The sequence below is a fragment of the Pseudomonas sp. St290 genome, assembly GCF_018325805.1.
GTDB classification, from domain to species: domain Bacteria; phylum Pseudomonadota; class Gammaproteobacteria; order Pseudomonadales; family Pseudomonadaceae; genus Aquipseudomonas; species Aquipseudomonas bijieensis.
This window is the reverse complement of record NZ_AP014703.1, coordinates 1,622,576-1,637,865: the sequence shown is the minus strand read 5'-3', so window position 1 is coordinate 1,637,865 and position 15,290 is coordinate 1,622,576. Positions and strand designations below refer to the sequence as shown.

At 59.6% G+C, this 15,290-nt stretch carries 18 protein-coding genes, 1 tRNA gene and 2 pseudogenes; 4 read left to right on the top strand and 17 right to left on the bottom strand.

Annotation, left to right across the window (positions count from 1 at the left end; translation table 11 throughout):
* Nucleotide 1: 1 nt before the first annotated feature.
* The 6 genes from PBDP_RS07230 to PBDP_RS07205 all read right to left on the bottom strand — a co-directional run bounded on the left by PBDP_RS07230 (nucleotide 2) and on the right by PBDP_RS07205 (nucleotide 5,773).
* Nucleotides 2-367 carry a 5-carboxymethyl-2-hydroxymuconate Delta-isomerase gene (locus PBDP_RS07230; RefSeq protein WP_109755950.1) on the bottom strand — a complete coding sequence of 122 codons (366 nt, stop codon included), beginning with the start codon at nucleotides 365-367 and terminating at the stop codon, nucleotides 2-4.
* Nucleotides 368-470: 103 nt separating this feature from the next.
* A complete protein-coding gene (locus tag PBDP_RS07225; RefSeq protein WP_212802017.1) occupies nucleotides 471-1,394 on the bottom strand; it encodes a LysR family transcriptional regulator in 924 nt (307 codons plus the stop codon).
* Nucleotides 1,395-1,633: 239 nt separating this feature from the next.
* Nucleotides 1,634-3,718 (bottom strand): DUF6311 domain-containing protein, encoded by a 2,085-nt coding sequence (locus tag PBDP_RS07220; RefSeq protein WP_212802016.1) that lies wholly within the window; start codon nucleotides 3,716-3,718, stop codon nucleotides 1,634-1,636.
* Nucleotides 3,715-4,050, bottom strand: coding sequence for a GtrA family protein (locus PBDP_RS07215; RefSeq protein ID WP_109755951.1), 336 nt, complete (start codon nucleotides 4,048-4,050; stop codon nucleotides 3,715-3,717). Before PBDP_RS07215 ends, PBDP_RS07220 begins: the two co-directional genes overlap by 4 nt.
* A gap of 44 nt (nucleotides 4,051-4,094) precedes the next feature.
* Complete coding sequence (locus tag PBDP_RS07210) at nucleotides 4,095-4,802, bottom strand: class I SAM-dependent methyltransferase (RefSeq protein ID WP_212802015.1); 708 nt, start codon at nucleotides 4,800-4,802, stop codon at nucleotides 4,095-4,097.
* 2 nt (nucleotides 4,803-4,804) lie between these two features.
* Nucleotides 4,805-5,773: a glycosyltransferase family 2 protein gene (locus tag PBDP_RS07205; RefSeq protein WP_116831674.1), complete on the bottom strand. Its 969-nt coding sequence runs from the start codon at nucleotides 5,771-5,773 to the stop codon at nucleotides 4,805-4,807.
* A gap of 302 nt (nucleotides 5,774-6,075) precedes the next feature.
* Here PBDP_RS07205 and PBDP_RS07200 point away from each other — a divergent pair, with 302 nt between their 5' ends.
* From PBDP_RS07200 to PBDP_RS07190, 3 genes are all read left to right on the top strand, one after another.
* Complete coding sequence (locus PBDP_RS07200; protein ID WP_014337049.1) at nucleotides 6,076-6,267, top strand: YegP family protein; 192 nt, start codon at nucleotides 6,076-6,078, stop codon at nucleotides 6,265-6,267.
* 325 nt (nucleotides 6,268-6,592) lie between these two features.
* Nucleotides 6,593-7,399 carry an AraC family transcriptional regulator gene (locus PBDP_RS07195; protein ID WP_176688478.1) on the top strand — a complete coding sequence of 269 codons (807 nt, stop codon included), beginning with the start codon at nucleotides 6,593-6,595 and terminating at the stop codon, nucleotides 7,397-7,399.
* Between the two features lie 100 nt (nucleotides 7,400-7,499).
* Nucleotides 7,500-7,868: a cupin domain-containing protein gene (locus PBDP_RS07190; RefSeq protein WP_109755873.1), complete on the top strand. Its 369-nt coding sequence runs from the start codon at nucleotides 7,500-7,502 to the stop codon at nucleotides 7,866-7,868.
* An 11-nt stretch (nucleotides 7,869-7,879) separates the two neighbouring features.
* Here the strand turns inward: PBDP_RS07190 and PBDP_RS07185 are convergent, their stop codons facing one another.
* From PBDP_RS07185 to PBDP_RS30250, 3 genes and pseudogenes are all read right to left on the bottom strand, one after another.
* A complete protein-coding gene (locus tag PBDP_RS07185; protein WP_212802014.1) occupies nucleotides 7,880-8,626 on the bottom strand; it encodes a phytanoyl-CoA dioxygenase family protein in 747 nt (248 codons plus the stop codon).
* Between the two features lie 12 nt (nucleotides 8,627-8,638).
* Complete coding sequence (locus PBDP_RS30255; RefSeq protein ID WP_502936873.1) at nucleotides 8,639-9,418, bottom strand: methyl-accepting chemotaxis protein; 780 nt, start codon at nucleotides 9,416-9,418, stop codon at nucleotides 8,639-8,641.
* Nucleotides 9,419-9,496: 78 nt separating this feature from the next.
* Nucleotides 9,497-10,273: pseudogene (locus PBDP_RS30250) on the bottom strand (HAMP domain-containing protein); the annotation flags it as partial.
* 343 nt (nucleotides 10,274-10,616) lie between these two features.
* Between PBDP_RS30250 and PBDP_RS29870 the strand changes: the two are divergent.
* Complete coding sequence (locus PBDP_RS29870) at nucleotides 10,617-10,883, top strand: short-chain dehydrogenase (protein WP_109755876.1); 267 nt, start codon at nucleotides 10,617-10,619, stop codon at nucleotides 10,881-10,883.
* A gap of 95 nt (nucleotides 10,884-10,978) precedes the next feature.
* Here PBDP_RS29870 and PBDP_RS07175 read toward each other — a convergent pair whose 3' ends face one another.
* The 8 genes and pseudogenes from PBDP_RS07175 to bamC all read right to left on the bottom strand — a co-directional run bounded on the left by PBDP_RS07175 (nucleotide 10,979) and on the right by bamC (nucleotide 15,274).
* Entirely contained in the window at nucleotides 10,979-11,203 is a 225-nt protein-coding gene (locus PBDP_RS07175; RefSeq protein ID WP_212802012.1) for a hypothetical protein, read from the bottom strand.
* Between the two features lie 89 nt (nucleotides 11,204-11,292).
* Nucleotides 11,293-11,802, bottom strand: a complete 510-nt coding sequence (locus PBDP_RS07170; protein ID WP_109755878.1) for a type II toxin-antitoxin system YhaV family toxin — start codon at nucleotides 11,800-11,802, stop codon at nucleotides 11,293-11,295.
* Nucleotides 11,803-11,804: 2 nt separating this feature from the next.
* Entirely contained in the window at nucleotides 11,805-12,065 is a 261-nt protein-coding gene (locus tag PBDP_RS07165) for an AbrB/MazE/SpoVT family DNA-binding domain-containing protein (protein ID WP_146206883.1), read from the bottom strand.
* Nucleotides 12,066-12,233: 168 nt separating this feature from the next.
* Nucleotides 12,234-12,396: pseudogene (locus PBDP_RS29865) on the bottom strand (phage tail protein); the annotation flags it as partial.
* Nucleotides 12,397-12,481: 85 nt separating this feature from the next.
* A tRNA-Ser gene (locus PBDP_RS07160) sits at nucleotides 12,482-12,571 on the bottom strand.
* 83 nt (nucleotides 12,572-12,654) lie between these two features.
* Nucleotides 12,655-13,368, bottom strand: a complete 714-nt coding sequence (gene purC / locus PBDP_RS07155; RefSeq protein ID WP_109755880.1) for a phosphoribosylaminoimidazolesuccinocarboxamide synthase — start codon at nucleotides 13,366-13,368, stop codon at nucleotides 12,655-12,657.
* A 27-nt stretch (nucleotides 13,369-13,395) separates the two neighbouring features.
* On the bottom strand, nucleotides 13,396-14,154 hold the full coding sequence (locus PBDP_RS07150) for an MBL fold metallo-hydrolase (RefSeq protein ID WP_109755881.1): 759 nt from the start codon (nucleotides 14,152-14,154) through the stop codon (nucleotides 13,396-13,398).
* 4 nt (nucleotides 14,155-14,158) lie between these two features.
* A complete protein-coding gene (gene bamC, locus PBDP_RS07145; protein ID WP_109755882.1) occupies nucleotides 14,159-15,274 on the bottom strand; it encodes an NlpB/DapX family lipoprotein in 1,116 nt (371 codons plus the stop codon).
* Nucleotides 15,275-15,290: the final 16 nt, after the last annotated feature.

Genomic DNA, 15,290 nt, shown 5'->3' with positions numbered 1-15,290 from the left:
GTCATTGACCGATCAAGGCCTTGGCATACGACTCCCGGTCGATGTCGAGGATCTCCACGCACAGCTGCACGCTGACCCCAGCCGGCCATGGCCCCAGGTCCTGGATCACCGCCAGCAGGCTAGCGGACAGTTGTTTCTTGATTTCCGGCGAGCGACCGCTCAGCAAGGCCAGCTTCACGTGTACGAAACCCCGCTCGCCCAGACTCGTACCCACCCGGAAAGTCTCGTGCTTCACGGCCCGGCTCTTGATATCCAACTCGGCGCCAAATTGACCGGAGGCCACCAGCGCATTGTTCAGGCGCATCAGCGCGGAATCGGCCTTCAGCTCAGGCAGGTTGGCGGTGTACTCCAGGTGCAGGTGAGGCATGTGTTCGACTCCGATTCGAAAATATGACGAGGTGATGTCAGCCATCACAACCTTACCTCGACTTTCTTGATTGAGGCAGGTTTTGTTTCGCCACGGGCCGGTGTCAGGCGTGCGCCGAGACCCCACGTTCGCCCATGAAGGCCTCCAACCGCGACCGCAACCAGCGTTCGGCCGGGTCACTGTCGACATGGCTCAGCCAGACCATGGATAAATCCAGGGTTGGAGTCTTGAAGGGAAAGGGTTCGTTGAACAGTTGCCCCGAGGCGGCCATGGCGGCGGCGGTATAGTCCGGCAGGCTGGCGATCAAGTCCGTGCCGGCCAGCAACGCCGGCAATGCGCTGTATTGCGGCACCGACAGCACGACCTGGCGCTTGCGTCCGATCTCGGCCAGCCATTCGTCAGCAAAACCGGCGACGTTCGCGGTATGGGACACCAGCACATGAGGCCGCGCGCAGTATTCGTCCAGGCTCAGCGGTGTGTCCGACGCATCGGCACGCAGCACGCGGGGCTGGATGTGTCGTAACAGCTTGCGCTTGGCATTGGCCGGCAGCCCGCGAGTCTGGCTGATGCCCACGGTGATATCGCCCGAGGCCAGCAAGTCGGGGATGCGCCAGTAATCGACATGCTGGACCACAAACACGATTTGCGGCGCCTCTTGCCGCAAGCTGCTCAACAGTGGCGGCAGCAGGCCGAACTCGACGTCGTCCGACAGGCCGATGCGAAACGTCATGGTGCTGCTGGAGGGGTCGAAGTCGTGGGTCAGGCTCAAAGCCACCGACAGCGAATCGAGCGCTGGGGATAGATGCCGGATGATTTCCTCGGCCCTTGCCGTCGGCTCCATGCGGTGGCCGACGCGAATGAACAGCGGGTCGTTGAACATCTTGCGCAAGCGATTGAGGGCCGAGCTGATGGTCGGCTGGCCCAGGAACAGTTTTTCCGCCACCCGTGTCACGTTACGCTCAAGCATCAGCGTTTCGAAAACCACCATCAGGTTGATGTCGGCCTTGCGCAATTCGTTGCGGTTCATCCACTGCCCCCTGATTCCTTGACTGGATGCAGTGTAGAAATGCTGGGGGTCGTGCGTCTATGCGCAAAAGGCCCATGGCCTGCGCAATACCATCCAAAGAGTTGGAAGAGGCCCCCTGCTTTTGTGGCGAGGGAGCTTGCTCCCGCTCGGTTGCGCGGCAACCGCAAAGTCTTGGAGCCGCTTCGCCCGAAGCGTCGGACCGGCCCAGCGGGAGCAAGCTCCCTCGCCACGGTGAACAGCTACTTAACCGTTAGCGATTTCAGTCCCAGCCCCATGACTCGCTCGTCACTCCCCAACTCCAGCGCCTTGGGACTGATGGCATCGGGTAATTGGAACTGCACGCGCAACCGCCCATCCGCGCCAATCGTTTCACGAATGGCCGGAGTCAGGAACAGTTCAAGGGTGTTGTCTTGCAAGCGCGTGAACTGCGTCGACAGCGCCTCGACACCGTTGATCGAGACCTTCACCCGCTGACGCATGTGCGAGGGCTGCACGAACGCCGCCGCTTCGATCGAGATGGCGCGCGCCTCTGGCGGTATGCGCAAAACAACCTCGGCCTCGGTTCCTTCCGACCAGGTGCCCCACTCCTCGACGCGTCCCCAGCCGTCGGCCAACATGGCGTTGATTCGGCTGAACACCTGGCGCTCACCGAGCTTGACCTGCACATCCAGCGTCTCGTTGGTAAACGGCGGACATTGGGCGCACGTTTTCCAGCCCGGCGCCAACACCACGAGGCCATCGACACGGGTCAACAGGTCGGTTTGGCGGTTGACGGTTTTCGTCGCCTGGAGCGCGGCGCGAGGGTCGAGGATGTACAGCGAATCCGCCGCGTACTGGCCGCTGGCGAGCATCTGCTCAGTGTGTCGCTGGGCCTGCTCGATCGCCCGGTCGCTCATGCGTCCCAGGTACACGCCATCGATTTCCAGGCCATGCGTCAGGGCGTATTGACTGGTCAGCAGCCAGTTGTCCGGCTGGTTCTGCGGCAACAGCGTCCGGACTTTCGAATAATGGCGGGCCGCGCTGGCCCAGAACGGATCATTCATGGACGTGGGCCAACTCGAGGCGACCGGCGTCATCCGACTGTGACGCAGGCCGGCCCATCCCGCGCGGGTGTCCAGGACTTGTACCACCAGCGCGATAGCCAGCAGGCACGCCGCTGCCCGTGGCTTGTTGCCGCGGATCACCGCGAAGATGACGACAAATACGATGGCGTAGAACACCGGCCAGAACATCCGGCCAGCCGCGCGAAAGACGTTTGCCAGAAGCTCGAGGGGCTTGGGCAGCCAGTAATGCATATTCTGCATGCCGATGCCGAGGTGGTTGGTCAGCGAGAACAGCGTCAGTCCGATCAATGCCAACAGCAACAGTCGCCGGTGGCGCACGGCCTTCGCCAGACCGGTGTTGCCCTGCAGCAATGCCACGCCGGCGCAGATCGCCAGCAGGAGGACGCCCAATCCCAGGTAATTGAAACCTTCGTAGTCCCCGGGGCCCTGGGGCATGTCGCGCAAGGTGTAAGACCAGCCGCTGGGGTTGACCAGCGACATGACGTTGAGGCGATACAACCCATAGCCGCCCGCCACGGTCCCGCCGCCCACGCTGAAATAACCCGCCTGCCAGCAGCAGAATGCGACGAGCAGGAACAAGCCGCACAACTCGACCAAGGCATTGCGCCGGGATAACCGAGCCTTGACGGCCCTGCTGGCAAGATCGGCCAGCCAGATCAACGCCACCATGGCCAGCAGATACGCATGCACCAGCGCCGTAGCAGCCAACAACCCGCCCCAGGCCAGCCGACGCTTCTCCAGGCCGGGCCGCAGCGCCAGATACAGGGCCGCCAGGATCAGGAAGTGCCCGGACAGCGACAGGTGCCCGCCCATGCGCAGGAACATCGGCGGCGAAAACACAAACAGGCCCGCCCCCAACAACCTGATCCACACCGACGGTGTCAGCAGGCCGACGAGTTTCCAGGCGAACCAGGCTTGCAGGATGAAACAGGCCAGCAACCAGAGACCGAAATACTGGAATGTCTCGGGAAGCCAGGCGTTGAAGGGTTTGAACAGAAACGCCAACAGCGGATTGGAATCGGAAAAAATGATGCCGTTGCCCAACTCCAAACCATAGGACGGGTTCATGCCCAACGGAAAGGTCCAGGGCGAACTGCGGAAGAACGCCCAGCCCATGTAGTGGGTCGCCGCATCGCCCTCCCCCAGCCAGGCGATGTTCGTCGGGTCCAGGACCCGCGGGCCGATCACCAGCAGAAATGCCAGCGCCCCCAACAGTATGGGCAACAGGGAAAGCGAGTAATGCTTGCCGCGAGCAGTCATCGATACGTCCAGAAATTATGCAGGATGAAGGTGAACACGGGGATGATCAGCGCGACGGCCGCGATGCCAGCCAGGTAACCCAGGCCGAGGCTCTGGGCCACCCAGGCCACCAGCATCGCCAGCCCGAACCCACCGGCCGAGACCACCAGGAACCGGCCAAGAGTCCGCCCATGCAAGCGGCTGGAAAAACTCCAGAGGGTGTTGATCAGGTACGACACCACGGTCGCCACCACAAAGGCGAAACCATTGGCCAGCGGCGGGTTTTCCAGGATCAGGTGCACGAACAGCACGGCAGCCACCACATGGACCGCAGTGACCACCAGGCCCGTCATGGCAAAGCGAAAGGCACGTCGCAGCAACGGCGAGTGCGTCCAGGTCACGGCTTCTGCGCCAGGCAGAACACCGTCAGACCGGCAATACGATTGGCGCCCATGATCGGACGTTCCAGGCTACACAGTGACCTCAACACGCCATTGACCAGCGGATGATGCCGCGCAAGCTGCGACTTGGGTGCCCCGTGGGATTTGCGCTGCAACAGGCGCAGGCCGGCGGCAATGGGGAATACCAGGCCGAAGTAATAGGCACCTTGCTGGACCTGCAAACCGGCCTGTGCCACGACGGCTTCCAACTGTTTGAGGGTGTAACGGCGCTTGTGCTCGAGAAAATCGTCATGGCCGCTCCAGAGGAACTGGAATGCCGGCACGGTGATCAGGAAGCGGCTGCCGGACGGCACTTTGTCGACATAAGACTTGAGCAGCCCCACGTCATCGTCCACGTGCTCCAGCACATCCATCAGCAGCACCAGGTCGGCGTCCAGCGAGTCCACCGCCCGACGATAACGCACCGGTTTCCCGGCGGTGCTGGCATCGGAGTCGGCCGGGTAACTGATGTCTACGCACCAGGCCTGAGCCGTTGCGGTATGGGTCAGCAGGTGATGGGAAAAAAAACCCGACCCGGCGCCCACGTCCAGTAGCGTATTGGCTGAAGTGCCCTTGAGCATGTGCAGCATGGCGCGCGCTTTCGACCGGTAGTACCAATGCTGCCCGATATCGGGGCCCAGGATGTCGGTTTCCTTGAGGTCCATGGTCAGTCCTTGGCGTCATAGATGCGCCGCACCAGAAAAACCGGTCGGCGCTTGGATTCGATATAGGTGCGGCCCAGGTATTCACCCAGTACGCCGATGCCGATCAGTTGCAACCCGCCCAGGAAGGTGACCGCCACCATCAGCGAGGCATAACCTGGCAGGTCAACTCCGGAAATCAGGGTTCGCAGCACGATGAAGATGGCGAACGCAAAGGACACCAGCGAGACGCAAAGTCCCAGGTAGGTCCAGATACGCAGCGGTTCGGTGCTGAAGCTGGTGATGCCTTCAAGGGCAAAATTCCATAGGCGCCAGCCATTGAACTTGCTTACGCCGGCCGCCCGTTCAGGTCTGACGTAGTCCACGTAGGTGGTCCGGAACCCGACCCAGGCGAACAGCCCTTTCATGAAGCGGCGCGATTCAGGCAGGGTTTGCAACGCATCGACCACGCAGCGATCCATCAAGCGAAAATCGCCGACATTTTCCGGCAACTTGTGGTCGGCGATTTTATTGTGCAGCCGGTAAAACCCGTTGGCGGAAACCTGCTTGGCCCAGGAGTCGGAGTCGCGGTTGATCCGGTGCCCCAGCACCACTTCGGCACCGTTGCGCCAATGGGCGATCATTTCCAGGATCACTTCGGGAGGGTCTTGCAGATCGACATCGATCGGCACCACCGCCTGGCCACGGGCGGCTTGCAGGCCGGCACTCAACGCCGCCTCCTTGCCAAAGTTGCGACTCAGGTCGACGATCCGGATGCGCGGGTCGGTCTTCTGCCGTTCCAGCAGCAGCACCAATGTGTCGTCCACACTGCCGTCGTTGACGAACACCAGCTCCAGGTCCAACAGCGATTCATGGGCAAAGACCTGGTCGATCCTGGCCATGAACACATCGATGGACTGGACTTCGTTGTAGACCGGAATGACAAGCGAAAGCGCTAGACGACCTTGCAGATCCACTCCTGGATATTCAGTCACTTGATGGCTCTTTTTCTTATAGTGTTTTCAGTCCCATCGGGCTTCCGGCCCTTGGCGTCGAAACGTATTAAGCAGGACCGGAGAAGGCAACGCAAGGATCAAACTGGAACTTCAGCAGACTGCATGCTCGCAACATGACTTTTTCCACGCATAAAGTCGAATACTCGATCCGGGCTCATACCCAGCAATATTTGATAACCAATGGAAACGAATTCCCCGTAGCCAAAACCACCCACTTGGATAGGCTTGCAGCCACATGTCCAACGCATGTCTTGACTGAATGAATCGCAGGGAGCGAACCCATGTATTTTGAAATCTATCGACAGACCCGAGGCACCCCCAGCACCGGAAAAGGCCAATGGCGCTGGCGCTTGAGGGCCGGCAACCATGAAACGATCGCCAGTGGCGAATCCTATGTGAACAAGAGTGATTGCCTACACGTCATCGGGCTGATCAAGAATGTCCAGGGTGAAACGCCGGTAAAAGAGATCTGAACTGTGCTGTGTGGGATTGGCCGACAAGCTGCTCGACGAACGGGCAGCTTGCGGGCTCGACCTGAGCTCATCTTCACCGGCTTGTCTGATCGATCATTGTGGCGAGGGGATTTATCCCCGCTGGGCTGCGCAGCAGCCCTAAAGCAGTGAACTCAATCCTCCTGGCACACCGAGTTGCCTGGTTTGGGGGCCGCTGCGCAGCCCAACGGGGATAAATCCCCTCGCCACAGGCTCAATCGCCTCAAGTGAACAGGCGGAGTTTTTTTGCTGTGACGAAAGTTTTCAGGCAGGTAGGGTATACGGACAACAGCAGGAGGCCGGTGCAATGACTCGATCAATCCCTAACCGCGACTGGCTGGTGCGGGCGCCCGAGTCGAGGAACATGGAGCGTATCGAGGCCTATTTCAGCGGGCATGGCTATACCACCCATCGCCATGACACCTACGCCATCGGAATTACGCTTTCGGGCGTGCAGAGCTTCAACTACCGCCACAGCAAACGCCACAGTCAGCCCGGCGGAACCATCGTCCTGCACCCGGACGAGGTACACGATGGCGAAGCAGGGACGAGCGAGGGTTTTCGCTACAGGATGTTCTACATAGAACCGTCGGTGATCCAGCACGTGCTGGGGGGCAAGCCATTGCCCTTTATCGAAGGTGGATTGTCCAACGACCCTCGCCTCAACATCGCGACCCGTCGACTGTTGAACAGCCTGGATCATCCCCTCGACCCGCTGGAAGAAGAAGACGCCATCTACGATGTGGCCCAGGCACTGGATATCGCGGCAGGCAACAGGCGGGGACGGCGGCTGATCGACTACCCGGCGGCAGAGCGTGCCCGCCTGTTCATCCACGACGCCCTCGACCAGGTGATCACCTTGGACGACCTGGTGCAGGCCAGCGGCCGGGATCGATGGAGCCTGTCCCGGGATTTCCGGGCGCTGTACGGCACCAGCCCCTATCGCTACATCACCCAGCGGCGCTTGAGCGAAGCCCGGCGCCTGGCCTTCCACGGCACGCCCTTGAGCGAAGTGGCCCTGGCCTGTGGTTTTTTCGATCAGAGCCACATGACCCGATTGCATACCCAGGCCTTCGGTATTTCACCGGCACGCTGGCTGAACATGCTGCGCTAAGACAGCGACTGCGCGCCGCGAAAAGCTGCACGATCATCCAATACGCGACGTTGGCTCGAGCAATAAAGTAGGACGCACCACCCACCAAGGAGCATCCTCGATGACCCGTTACGCCCCCATCAACTTCGCCCAGAAATACACCCTGTTCCAGGAACAGTGGATGCCAAAAGTCGTGGCCGAAATGAACGACTACCAATTCAAGATCGCCCGGCTCGAAGGCGACTTCGTCTGGCACGCCCACGCCGATACGGATGAAACCTTCATCGTGCTGGAGGGCGAGCTGCGCATCGACTTTCGCGACGGTGCGGTGACGATTGGCCCGGGCGAGATGTATGTGGTCAAGAAAGGTGTGGAGCATAAGCCCTGCGCCGCCCAGGAAGTGAAACTGCTGTTGATCGAGCCTCGCGGCGTCATCAATACCGGCGACGAAACCAATGAACGAACGGCGGTCAACGATGTGTGGATCTGACTGAGCCAGGCTCAATCGTATTCAGCTTCCTGGTGCTCGCCCAATAACCGCCGCTGGCGAGGTGTCGCGGCGGCCAGGACCTCAGGATTGAACTGCCAGTGCAGATAGGGTGAGAACTTCTGCGCGACCATCCGCCGACCGTAGTGCACCTGGAGCAGGTACCGCGTGCGGTCGACGGTGCGGTTGTCACTGCCGGCATGCCATAGTTCGCTGCGCAGAATCAGCACATCGCCCGCCCTGCACAGTACTGGCTGCGCGGGGCGCCCTTGCCATTGCGTTTCGCCCGCTAGCGGTGCTCGACCGGCCTTGTGGCTGCCAGGAATCACCTGGGTCGGGCTCAAGTCGGCGTCGATGTCATCCAGGTAAAACTGCGCGGTGAACACCTGCATCGGCAGGTCAAAGGTCGGGTCAGCCAACAGGTTGGGCGGCAACGCCATCGCCAGGTGATCCAGGTGCAACGGTGCCCCGGCAAAACCGGGATGGCAGCGCCAGGCCGTCTGGCCGATGACATGGCAATCATCGCCCAGGGCCGCCTCGGCCAGTTCGATCACCCCGGCCACATCCAGGAACGGTAGCCAGAACGGATCACGATTGAACACACATTTGTAATGATCGATGACGCCGCTGTAGTCCCAATGCTCAGGCTTCAACTGGTCGATGGCGTGGCGCAGGTCGGCAACCTGTGTGGCGCTCAGTACCGCGGGCAGCAGGACGAAACCGTCCTGATGCAACGCTTGGAGACTGTCGTTGGTGTCCACCGCGCACCTGCCTCAGGTGCGGAAGCGACCGATCAACCCTGCCAGGTTTTGTGACAGGGTGGAAAGCTGTTGGCTGGCCTGCATGCTCTGGGCGGAATTCGCTGCCGCTTCGTTGGACAAGTCGCGGATGTCGGAAATGTTGCGGGCAATCTCCTCGGTGACGCTGCTCTGCTCCTCACAAGCGTTGGCGATTTGCGCGGCCATGTCGTTGATCCGCTGGATCGAGCCGCTGGTGCCACTGAGCACCTGATCGACGCCCGCGGCGCGCTCGACACTGTCACGAGCCTTGCTGCTACCGACCTGCATGGCTTGCACGGCCTTGGCGACACCGCTTTGCAAGCGCTCGATGCGAACCTGGATGTCCTTGGTCGAATCCTGGGTACGTGCCGCCAGGGCCCTGACTTCATCGGCCACGACAGCAAAACCACGGCCTTGCTCGCCCGCTCGTGCAGCCTCGATAGCAGCGTTCAGCGCCAGCAGGTTGGTCTGTTCGGCAATGCCGCGGATCACCTCGAGCACGGCACCGATGCTGGAAGTTTCCTGGGCCAAAGCCTCGATGGTGCCCGAGGCGCTCTCCACTTCCTGGGCCAACTGACGGATCGATTCGATGGTGCTGCTGACCACTTCAGTGCCATCGCGAGACTGGCTGCTGGCTTGCTGTGCGGCGTCCGACGCGTTCACGGCATTGTGTGCCACTTCATGCACAGCGGCACTCATCTGGGTCGCGGCGGTACTGACCTGGTCGAGCGCCGCATGTTCGCTGCTGATCAGTTGATCATTGGTCGCGGCCATATTCGCCATGGCGCGGGCCGCGGCATCGACCTCCCCGGTCACCCGGCCCACTTCGGCAATCAGCGGCTGAAGCTTATCGAGGAAGCGGTTGAACGCGCTGCCAAGCTGACCCAACTCATCAGCCGAACGCACTTCGAGACGGCCCTTCAGATCACCACCGCCCTCGGCGATCTGCTCGACACGGTGCAGCAGGCGACGCATTGGACGCAGCACGACCATCGGCAAGGCAACGATCAGCAGGATGCAACCCAGCAGACCCACCAACAAGATACCGCCCTGCTGCACCCCAACCGCCTGGCCACGGTCAATCGCTGCTTGCCCCTCGCGCAGCGACGCTTCGTCTTCCAGCTCACCCAGCTTATCGATGGCATCACGCATGGTGTCGAACTTACTTTCGCCGTCACCAAAACTCAGCGCACTGGCCGCCTGCGGATTGCTCGCGGCCTGCTCGACGACCTGCCGCGAAACCTGCGACCACTGTGCAAAACGATCATTGAACTGACTGACCAGCGCCAACGCCTCGGCGCTGGGTTGCATCGCGGCATATTTCTGCACACGATCATAAGCTTGCTTCAGATTATCTCGATGACTGGCCCGCAGTGCCTCGGAATGACTGCCCGCATTCCCCCCAAGCAGGCTGCGCTCGGCGACAAAGGCCTGGTAGAGATCGCGATCGGCGTTGAGCAACAGGCTGATGGCCGGCAGATAGCGCTTGGTCAGTTGCGTGCTGGACTCCGTCACCTGGCCGATGCCCCGCATGCCCGACCACCCCATCAGCACCAACAGCAGCGCCAGGAACGCAATGGGCAGGGTGATTTTCCAGCGGAAGCCTAGATCGGCGAAAAACCGCAACATGGGGTGACACTCCTTTCATGGGGGTTAGCTTGCCTATCGGCAGCCATGCCTTGAGCTATAGACCATTTGTCCAATTGTTACAAAGCTTTGGGTGTTGGGAAGGCTGTGGTTATGCAGGTTACGGAGTGGGTTGGGCGGACTAAAAAAACCGGGGGGACGTAATTGCAGCGGGGAATTTTCTGACATTTCTCACCCGCATAATTTAGGGAATTTTCTGACTCATCATCTGATTGATGATTTCTACAGAAGGGCTCTAAAGTCCTAGCGTCGTTCGTAAGAGCGGCTTGGGTTTGGCGACTCGATGACAAATGGTAAGAAGGTCCTCAATCATGGAAGTTAAAAAATGAATAGATACATGGCTCTTACCAGCAATGCCGATGATCAACCCCTCTTCGTCGATACCTCTGCGCCTTTGCACATCTTGCTTGACACGGCAGGCTATAGAATTCGCGCGGTCACCCAGCTTTTAGAGAACCTCGTCATGCGAGGGTACATTCCAAGTGACTCAGTCGTCCTCCAAGACTTTGCACAACTGTGCTGCATCTCCTTGAGGGACGGTTGCGACGTGCTTGATGTCATAGCCCGACGCTTGGACGCAGAGCCGGCCTAGATCAAAAGGCATCTACGTGGAGATGCCGATCAGTTAAATCTGTAATCACCGGCAACCTTCCTATTACAAAGTAGACCTGCCGAAAAGCTCCGAACTTATCGCAGGGCGATCCCTTTCAAGCGTCGTCGTACTGAGCCAGCCAAGTAGGTCACGGGGAAGTTCTTGCCTCGTTGGCATTCGGGCAGGCCCATGTTCAACCAGTTCTCGACAAACTCCATGTCGTAACGTGGCTCATCCGTAAACGAGGCAAAACCGCGGCGCACATCATAGGTCAGGCGATCCGCGCCCCCGAAGTTCACGCTCGCAATACTGTCGCGCAATCCATATCGCCGCGCTCCCGTACGCGACAAAACGCCAGAAACGAAAAAGCCCAGCGGATACGCCGGGCTTTTATGGAAAACGGATGGCTTTATTCTTCCTCCGTTCCTGTCGTAGAACTTCCATATTCCAAGACTCCGCAAGCCGCGACGAGGTCGGTGTAGGAATTAGGCATTTTCCCGTTTAGGAGCATTGCGGTAAAAACTGCATACACATCATTTTTATCGCCATCCTTCCTCAACGTTTTCTCATCATTGAGCCACGCGTAGATGATGGTCTTCGGCGCCTCGGATCTGAACTGAAAAAACAGGCGATATCGTGGAGGTATCCCTTGCTTCTTCACTCGAAACCAATGTTTGAAGTCACGCCCTAGCGTGTTCCCCTGGCGATAGCAGGTATGGGCCGGATCAGACGGAACATTTATCAGGATATTCACGCTCACTGCATCGAAAAGCTTGTAGACCGGATGATGGTGAAAGCCTTCCGGGTCATTAGCCATCGCCCTCTCAACAGCGACGGTGATTTCTTCGAGGCGCGCAATGAATAACGGGTGAGCATAAAGTGCCCACCCGTTTTCGATATGAATCGTGCTTTCAGTCACGCTTAGCCTTCTTGAAGCTCGCGGCGACGATTGTCGTCTGCCTGATTGCGAATTGCTTGAATTCGCTGCAGCAGGCCGCGAGGAATAGGCTGGATACCTTCAGGATTTTCCTTGATATCCCTGTCAAGCAGATCAAGGAACTCGATACCTGTTTGAATCTCCGCCTTTCTGTCGGTAAACGAGACGACATTGCCTTTAGACATGACTTCTCTCCATCGCAAATTTTCCTGCACTTTCAGCAGGACATGGCCTGAACGCTTCATGGCGAGCATGACCTTATGGGGTGTATCCGTGCCCTCTGTAGGATCACTGTAGATCACTATGGTTCACGAGGAGTGCATTTAACACCATCAAAGCCGAATAAAGGAAGCGTGATGATGTAACAGATAGCGAAGCCTGTGCGAATGACCAGACAAGACGAAAATGTCATATCAGACGCCGACTTGTGTGCCTCTGTGCGGCAATACAAGTCGGGTACGATCATGCCGTGGCCCACTGAATACAATTATTTCGGATGGACGGCCATTCAGGTGGTGCAACAGAAAGGCCAAGCAGTGACGGGGCGGAACCGAGGACGATTCCAGCATGGTGGGGGAAATGACATCCGCCCCCATTCCCCCATAATTCCCCCAAATACAAAAAAACCCCGAGGCGGTTAAGCGCTCGGGGCCTTTAAATATGGCGGAGAGATAGGGATTTGAACCCTAGGTACTGTCGCCAGTACAACGGATTTCGAATCCGTCCCGTTCGGCCACTCCGGCATCTCTCCAGTGGCGCGCATCATACCAGCACATTCGCCGGAAGCGAACCCCCGAGCGAAATTTTTTCCGTGCTATCAGATGCTTGCGTCGATTACAGCGGCACACCCAGGCGATGGGCGACTTCTTCGTAGGCTTCGATGACATCACCGAGGCCCTGGCGGAAGCGGTCCTTGTCCATCTTCTTCTTGGTGTCCTTGTCCCAGAGGCGGCAGCCGTCCGGGCTGAATTCATCGCCCAGGACGATGGAGCCGTCGCTGAACACGCCGAATTCAAGCTTGAAGTCCACCAGCAGCAGGCCGGCGTCGTCAAACAGTTTGGTCAGCACTTCGTTGACCTTGAGGGACAGCTCCTTCATGCGCGCCAGTTGCTCGGCGGTGCCCCAACCGAATGCCACGACGTGGGATTCGTTGATGAACGGATCGCCCTTGGCGTCGTCCTTCAGGAACAGCTCGAAGGTGTAAGGGTTGAGCTTCATGCCCTCTTCCACGCCCAGGCGCTTGACCAGGCTGCCGGCGGCGTAGTTACGCACGACGCATTCGACCGGGATCATGTCCAGTTTCTTGACCAGGCATTCGTTGTCGCCCAGCAGCTTGTCGAACTGGGTCGGCACACCGGCGGCTTCGAGCTTCTGCATGATGAAGGCATTGAACTTGTTGTTCACCATGCCTTTACGATCCAGCTGTTCGATGCGCTTGCCGTCGAACGCCGAGGTGTCGTTGCGAAACAGCAGGATCAAGCGGTCAGCATCGTCGGTCTTGTAAACCGACTTGGCTTTGCCGCGGTAGAGTTCTTCACGTTTTTCCATGATGGGCTCCGCTTGCTAAGTAGTGGGCTAGGCGATATGTCGCCAGTCGAGCCCTGAATCTTGATCGGCCAATTGTAGCCAGTCCGGGTCGCACCCGAGGGTGTCGACAAAACATTGCCGGGCCAGCTGCGGCAGGTTGTTCTTGCTGCTCAGATGGGCCAGGACCAGGTGTTGCAGGCCTTGCCAGCCCAACTCGGCCACCAGGAACGCTGCCTGGTGGTTGTTCAAATGTCCGTGCTCCCCGCCTACCCGCTGCTTGAGAAAGTACGGGTAATAACCACGGGCCAGCATGTCGCGGCAGTGGTTGGACTCGATCATCAATGCATCGAGGTCCCGGTAACTGTCCATGACCCTGTCGCAGTACGAACCCAGGTCGGTCAACAACCCGAAACGTCGCTCACCGTCGCTGAACACATACTGCGTCGGTTCCCGGGCATCGTGTGCCACGCTGACCACGCTGATATCCAGACTACCGATGCGCAGTTGCTCGCCACCGGCCACGAAACCGGCCGGCTCGATGGGTTTGCGCAGGCCTTCCAGTGTTCCACGGCTCAGGTACACCGGCAGATTGTAGCGCCGAGACAGCAAACCCACGCCATGCACATGGTCGGCATGTTCGTGGGTCACGAGTATCGCGCTCAGTTGCGCCGGGTGCACACCTAGGCGCAACAGGCGCTTCTCGGTTTCCCGCAGGGAGAAACCACAATCGACCAGCACATACGTACCAGCGCTGGCTACCAGCGTGCCGTTCCCTTGGCTACCGCTGCCGAGAACGGCGAAACGCATCGGATCAGCCCAGGTTGTCCTGAATCACACTCAACACCTTGCGGGCCACATCGGCCGGCGCCACGGTGTTGATGTTCTTCTCGACGGTGACCTGGACGTTGTCGCCGACCTTGCTCAGGCGAACCTGATAACGCTCGGCGCGGGCTTCGATTTCTTCCTTGTCCGGCTTGCTACCGAACAGGCTACCGAAGAAGCCAGGCTTCTCGTCTTTCTTCTCGGCTTTCTCGGCCAGGTTGATGTAGTACAGGCCCAGGCTGCGGTTGATGTCTTCAACCCGCCACTCACCCTGCTCCAGCGCACGGCCAACGCTCGACCAGGCACGGTCCAGGTCGGAGCCGACGTTGAGCACCGGGTTGCCGCTGCCGTCTTCGCTCAGGCTGACGCGGCTCGGCGCATCGAACTCCTTGGACGCCAGCATCGAGACCGAACCGCCCTGCTCTGCGGTACGACTCATGCTGGCAAGCATGTCGTCCACCAGCGCAGCGTCGAGGCCGGTGTTGACCGAACGGTTGGTGAAGGCCACGTCGGCGGTACTGCCGGCAGGTCGCTCGGCGCTGACCACATAGACTTCACTGGTGTTGCGCTGCACGCCCGGCTCGATACGCACTCGCACGCGGGTTTCGCTGTCGGCCGCGACACCGGCGGCGCTCAGGCGCTTGGCCATAGCGGCGGACAGTTCATCGGAACGCTGCCAGGTGGTGGTGAATTCGCCAGTTTGCGGGCGCTGTTCGTCCAGGCGGAAACCGTTGTCCTGGAAGAACTGGATCGCCACGGGCCAGACTTCGGCCGGTGGATGCTGGCCCATGACCCAGCTGGAATCGCCGCTCTTCTGCAGGGTGTAGTCGCTGGCGTCGGCCACGGCCGACAGCGGCTGTGGACGTGGGACGATGTACTCGCCCTTGACGCTGTCGTCGGCGACGTTGCGTGGAATCGGCAGCAGCGGATCCAGGCGCTTGGCGACGTTGACGTCTTGCGGCAGTTGCATCGGTGCAGTCTGTTGCGCTTGCAGGTAATCGCTACCCCGGTCGCGGAAATAACCTTCCGGCCCCCAGATCCATCCGCAGCCGCTGGTGCTGGAGATAATCAAGGCAAGTGCGGAAAGTCCGGCCATTCGCTTCATGCGTTGTACTTCCTCA

Bases quoted from the DNA above. Each gene is read 5' to 3' on its own strand.
- PBDP_RS07230 (WP_109755950.1), bottom strand. From the start codon at position 367: ATGCCTCACCTGCACCTGGAGTACACCGCCAACCTGCCTGAGCTGAAG.
- PBDP_RS07225 (WP_212802017.1), bottom strand. From the start codon at position 1,394: ATGAACCGCAACGAATTGCGCAAGGCCGACATCAACCTGATGGTGGTT.
- PBDP_RS07220 (WP_212802016.1), bottom strand. From the start codon at position 3,718: ATGACTGCTCGCGGCAAGCATTACTCGCTTTCCCTGTTGCCCATACTG.
- PBDP_RS07215 (WP_109755951.1), bottom strand. From the start codon at position 4,050: ATGACGGGCCTGGTGGTCACTGCGGTCCATGTGGTGGCTGCCGTGCTG.
- PBDP_RS07210 (WP_212802015.1), bottom strand. From the start codon at position 4,802: ATGGACCTCAAGGAAACCGACATCCTGGGCCCCGATATCGGGCAGCAT.
- PBDP_RS07200 (WP_014337049.1), top strand. From the start codon at position 6,076: ATGTATTTTGAAATCTATCGACAGACCCGAGGCACCCCCAGCACCGGA.
- PBDP_RS07195 (WP_176688478.1), top strand. From the start codon at position 6,593: ATGACTCGATCAATCCCTAACCGCGACTGGCTGGTGCGGGCGCCCGAG.
- PBDP_RS07190 (WP_109755873.1), top strand. From the start codon at position 7,500: ATGACCCGTTACGCCCCCATCAACTTCGCCCAGAAATACACCCTGTTC.
- PBDP_RS30255 (WP_502936873.1), bottom strand. From the start codon at position 9,418: ATGGCCGCGACCAATGATCAACTGATCAGCAGCGAACATGCGGCGCTC.
- PBDP_RS29870 (WP_109755876.1), top strand. From the start codon at position 10,617: ATGAATAGATACATGGCTCTTACCAGCAATGCCGATGATCAACCCCTC.
- PBDP_RS07165 (WP_146206883.1), bottom strand. From the start codon at position 12,065: ATGAAGCGTTCAGGCCATGTCCTGCTGAAAGTGCAGGAAAATTTGCGA.
- purC (WP_109755880.1), bottom strand. From the start codon at position 13,368: ATGGAAAAACGTGAAGAACTCTACCGCGGCAAAGCCAAGTCGGTTTAC.
- PBDP_RS07150 (WP_109755881.1), bottom strand. From the start codon at position 14,154: ATGCGTTTCGCCGTTCTCGGCAGCGGTAGCCAAGGGAACGGCACGCTG.
- bamC (WP_109755882.1), bottom strand. From the start codon at position 15,274: ATGAAGCGAATGGCCGGACTTTCCGCACTTGCCTTGATTATCTCCAGC.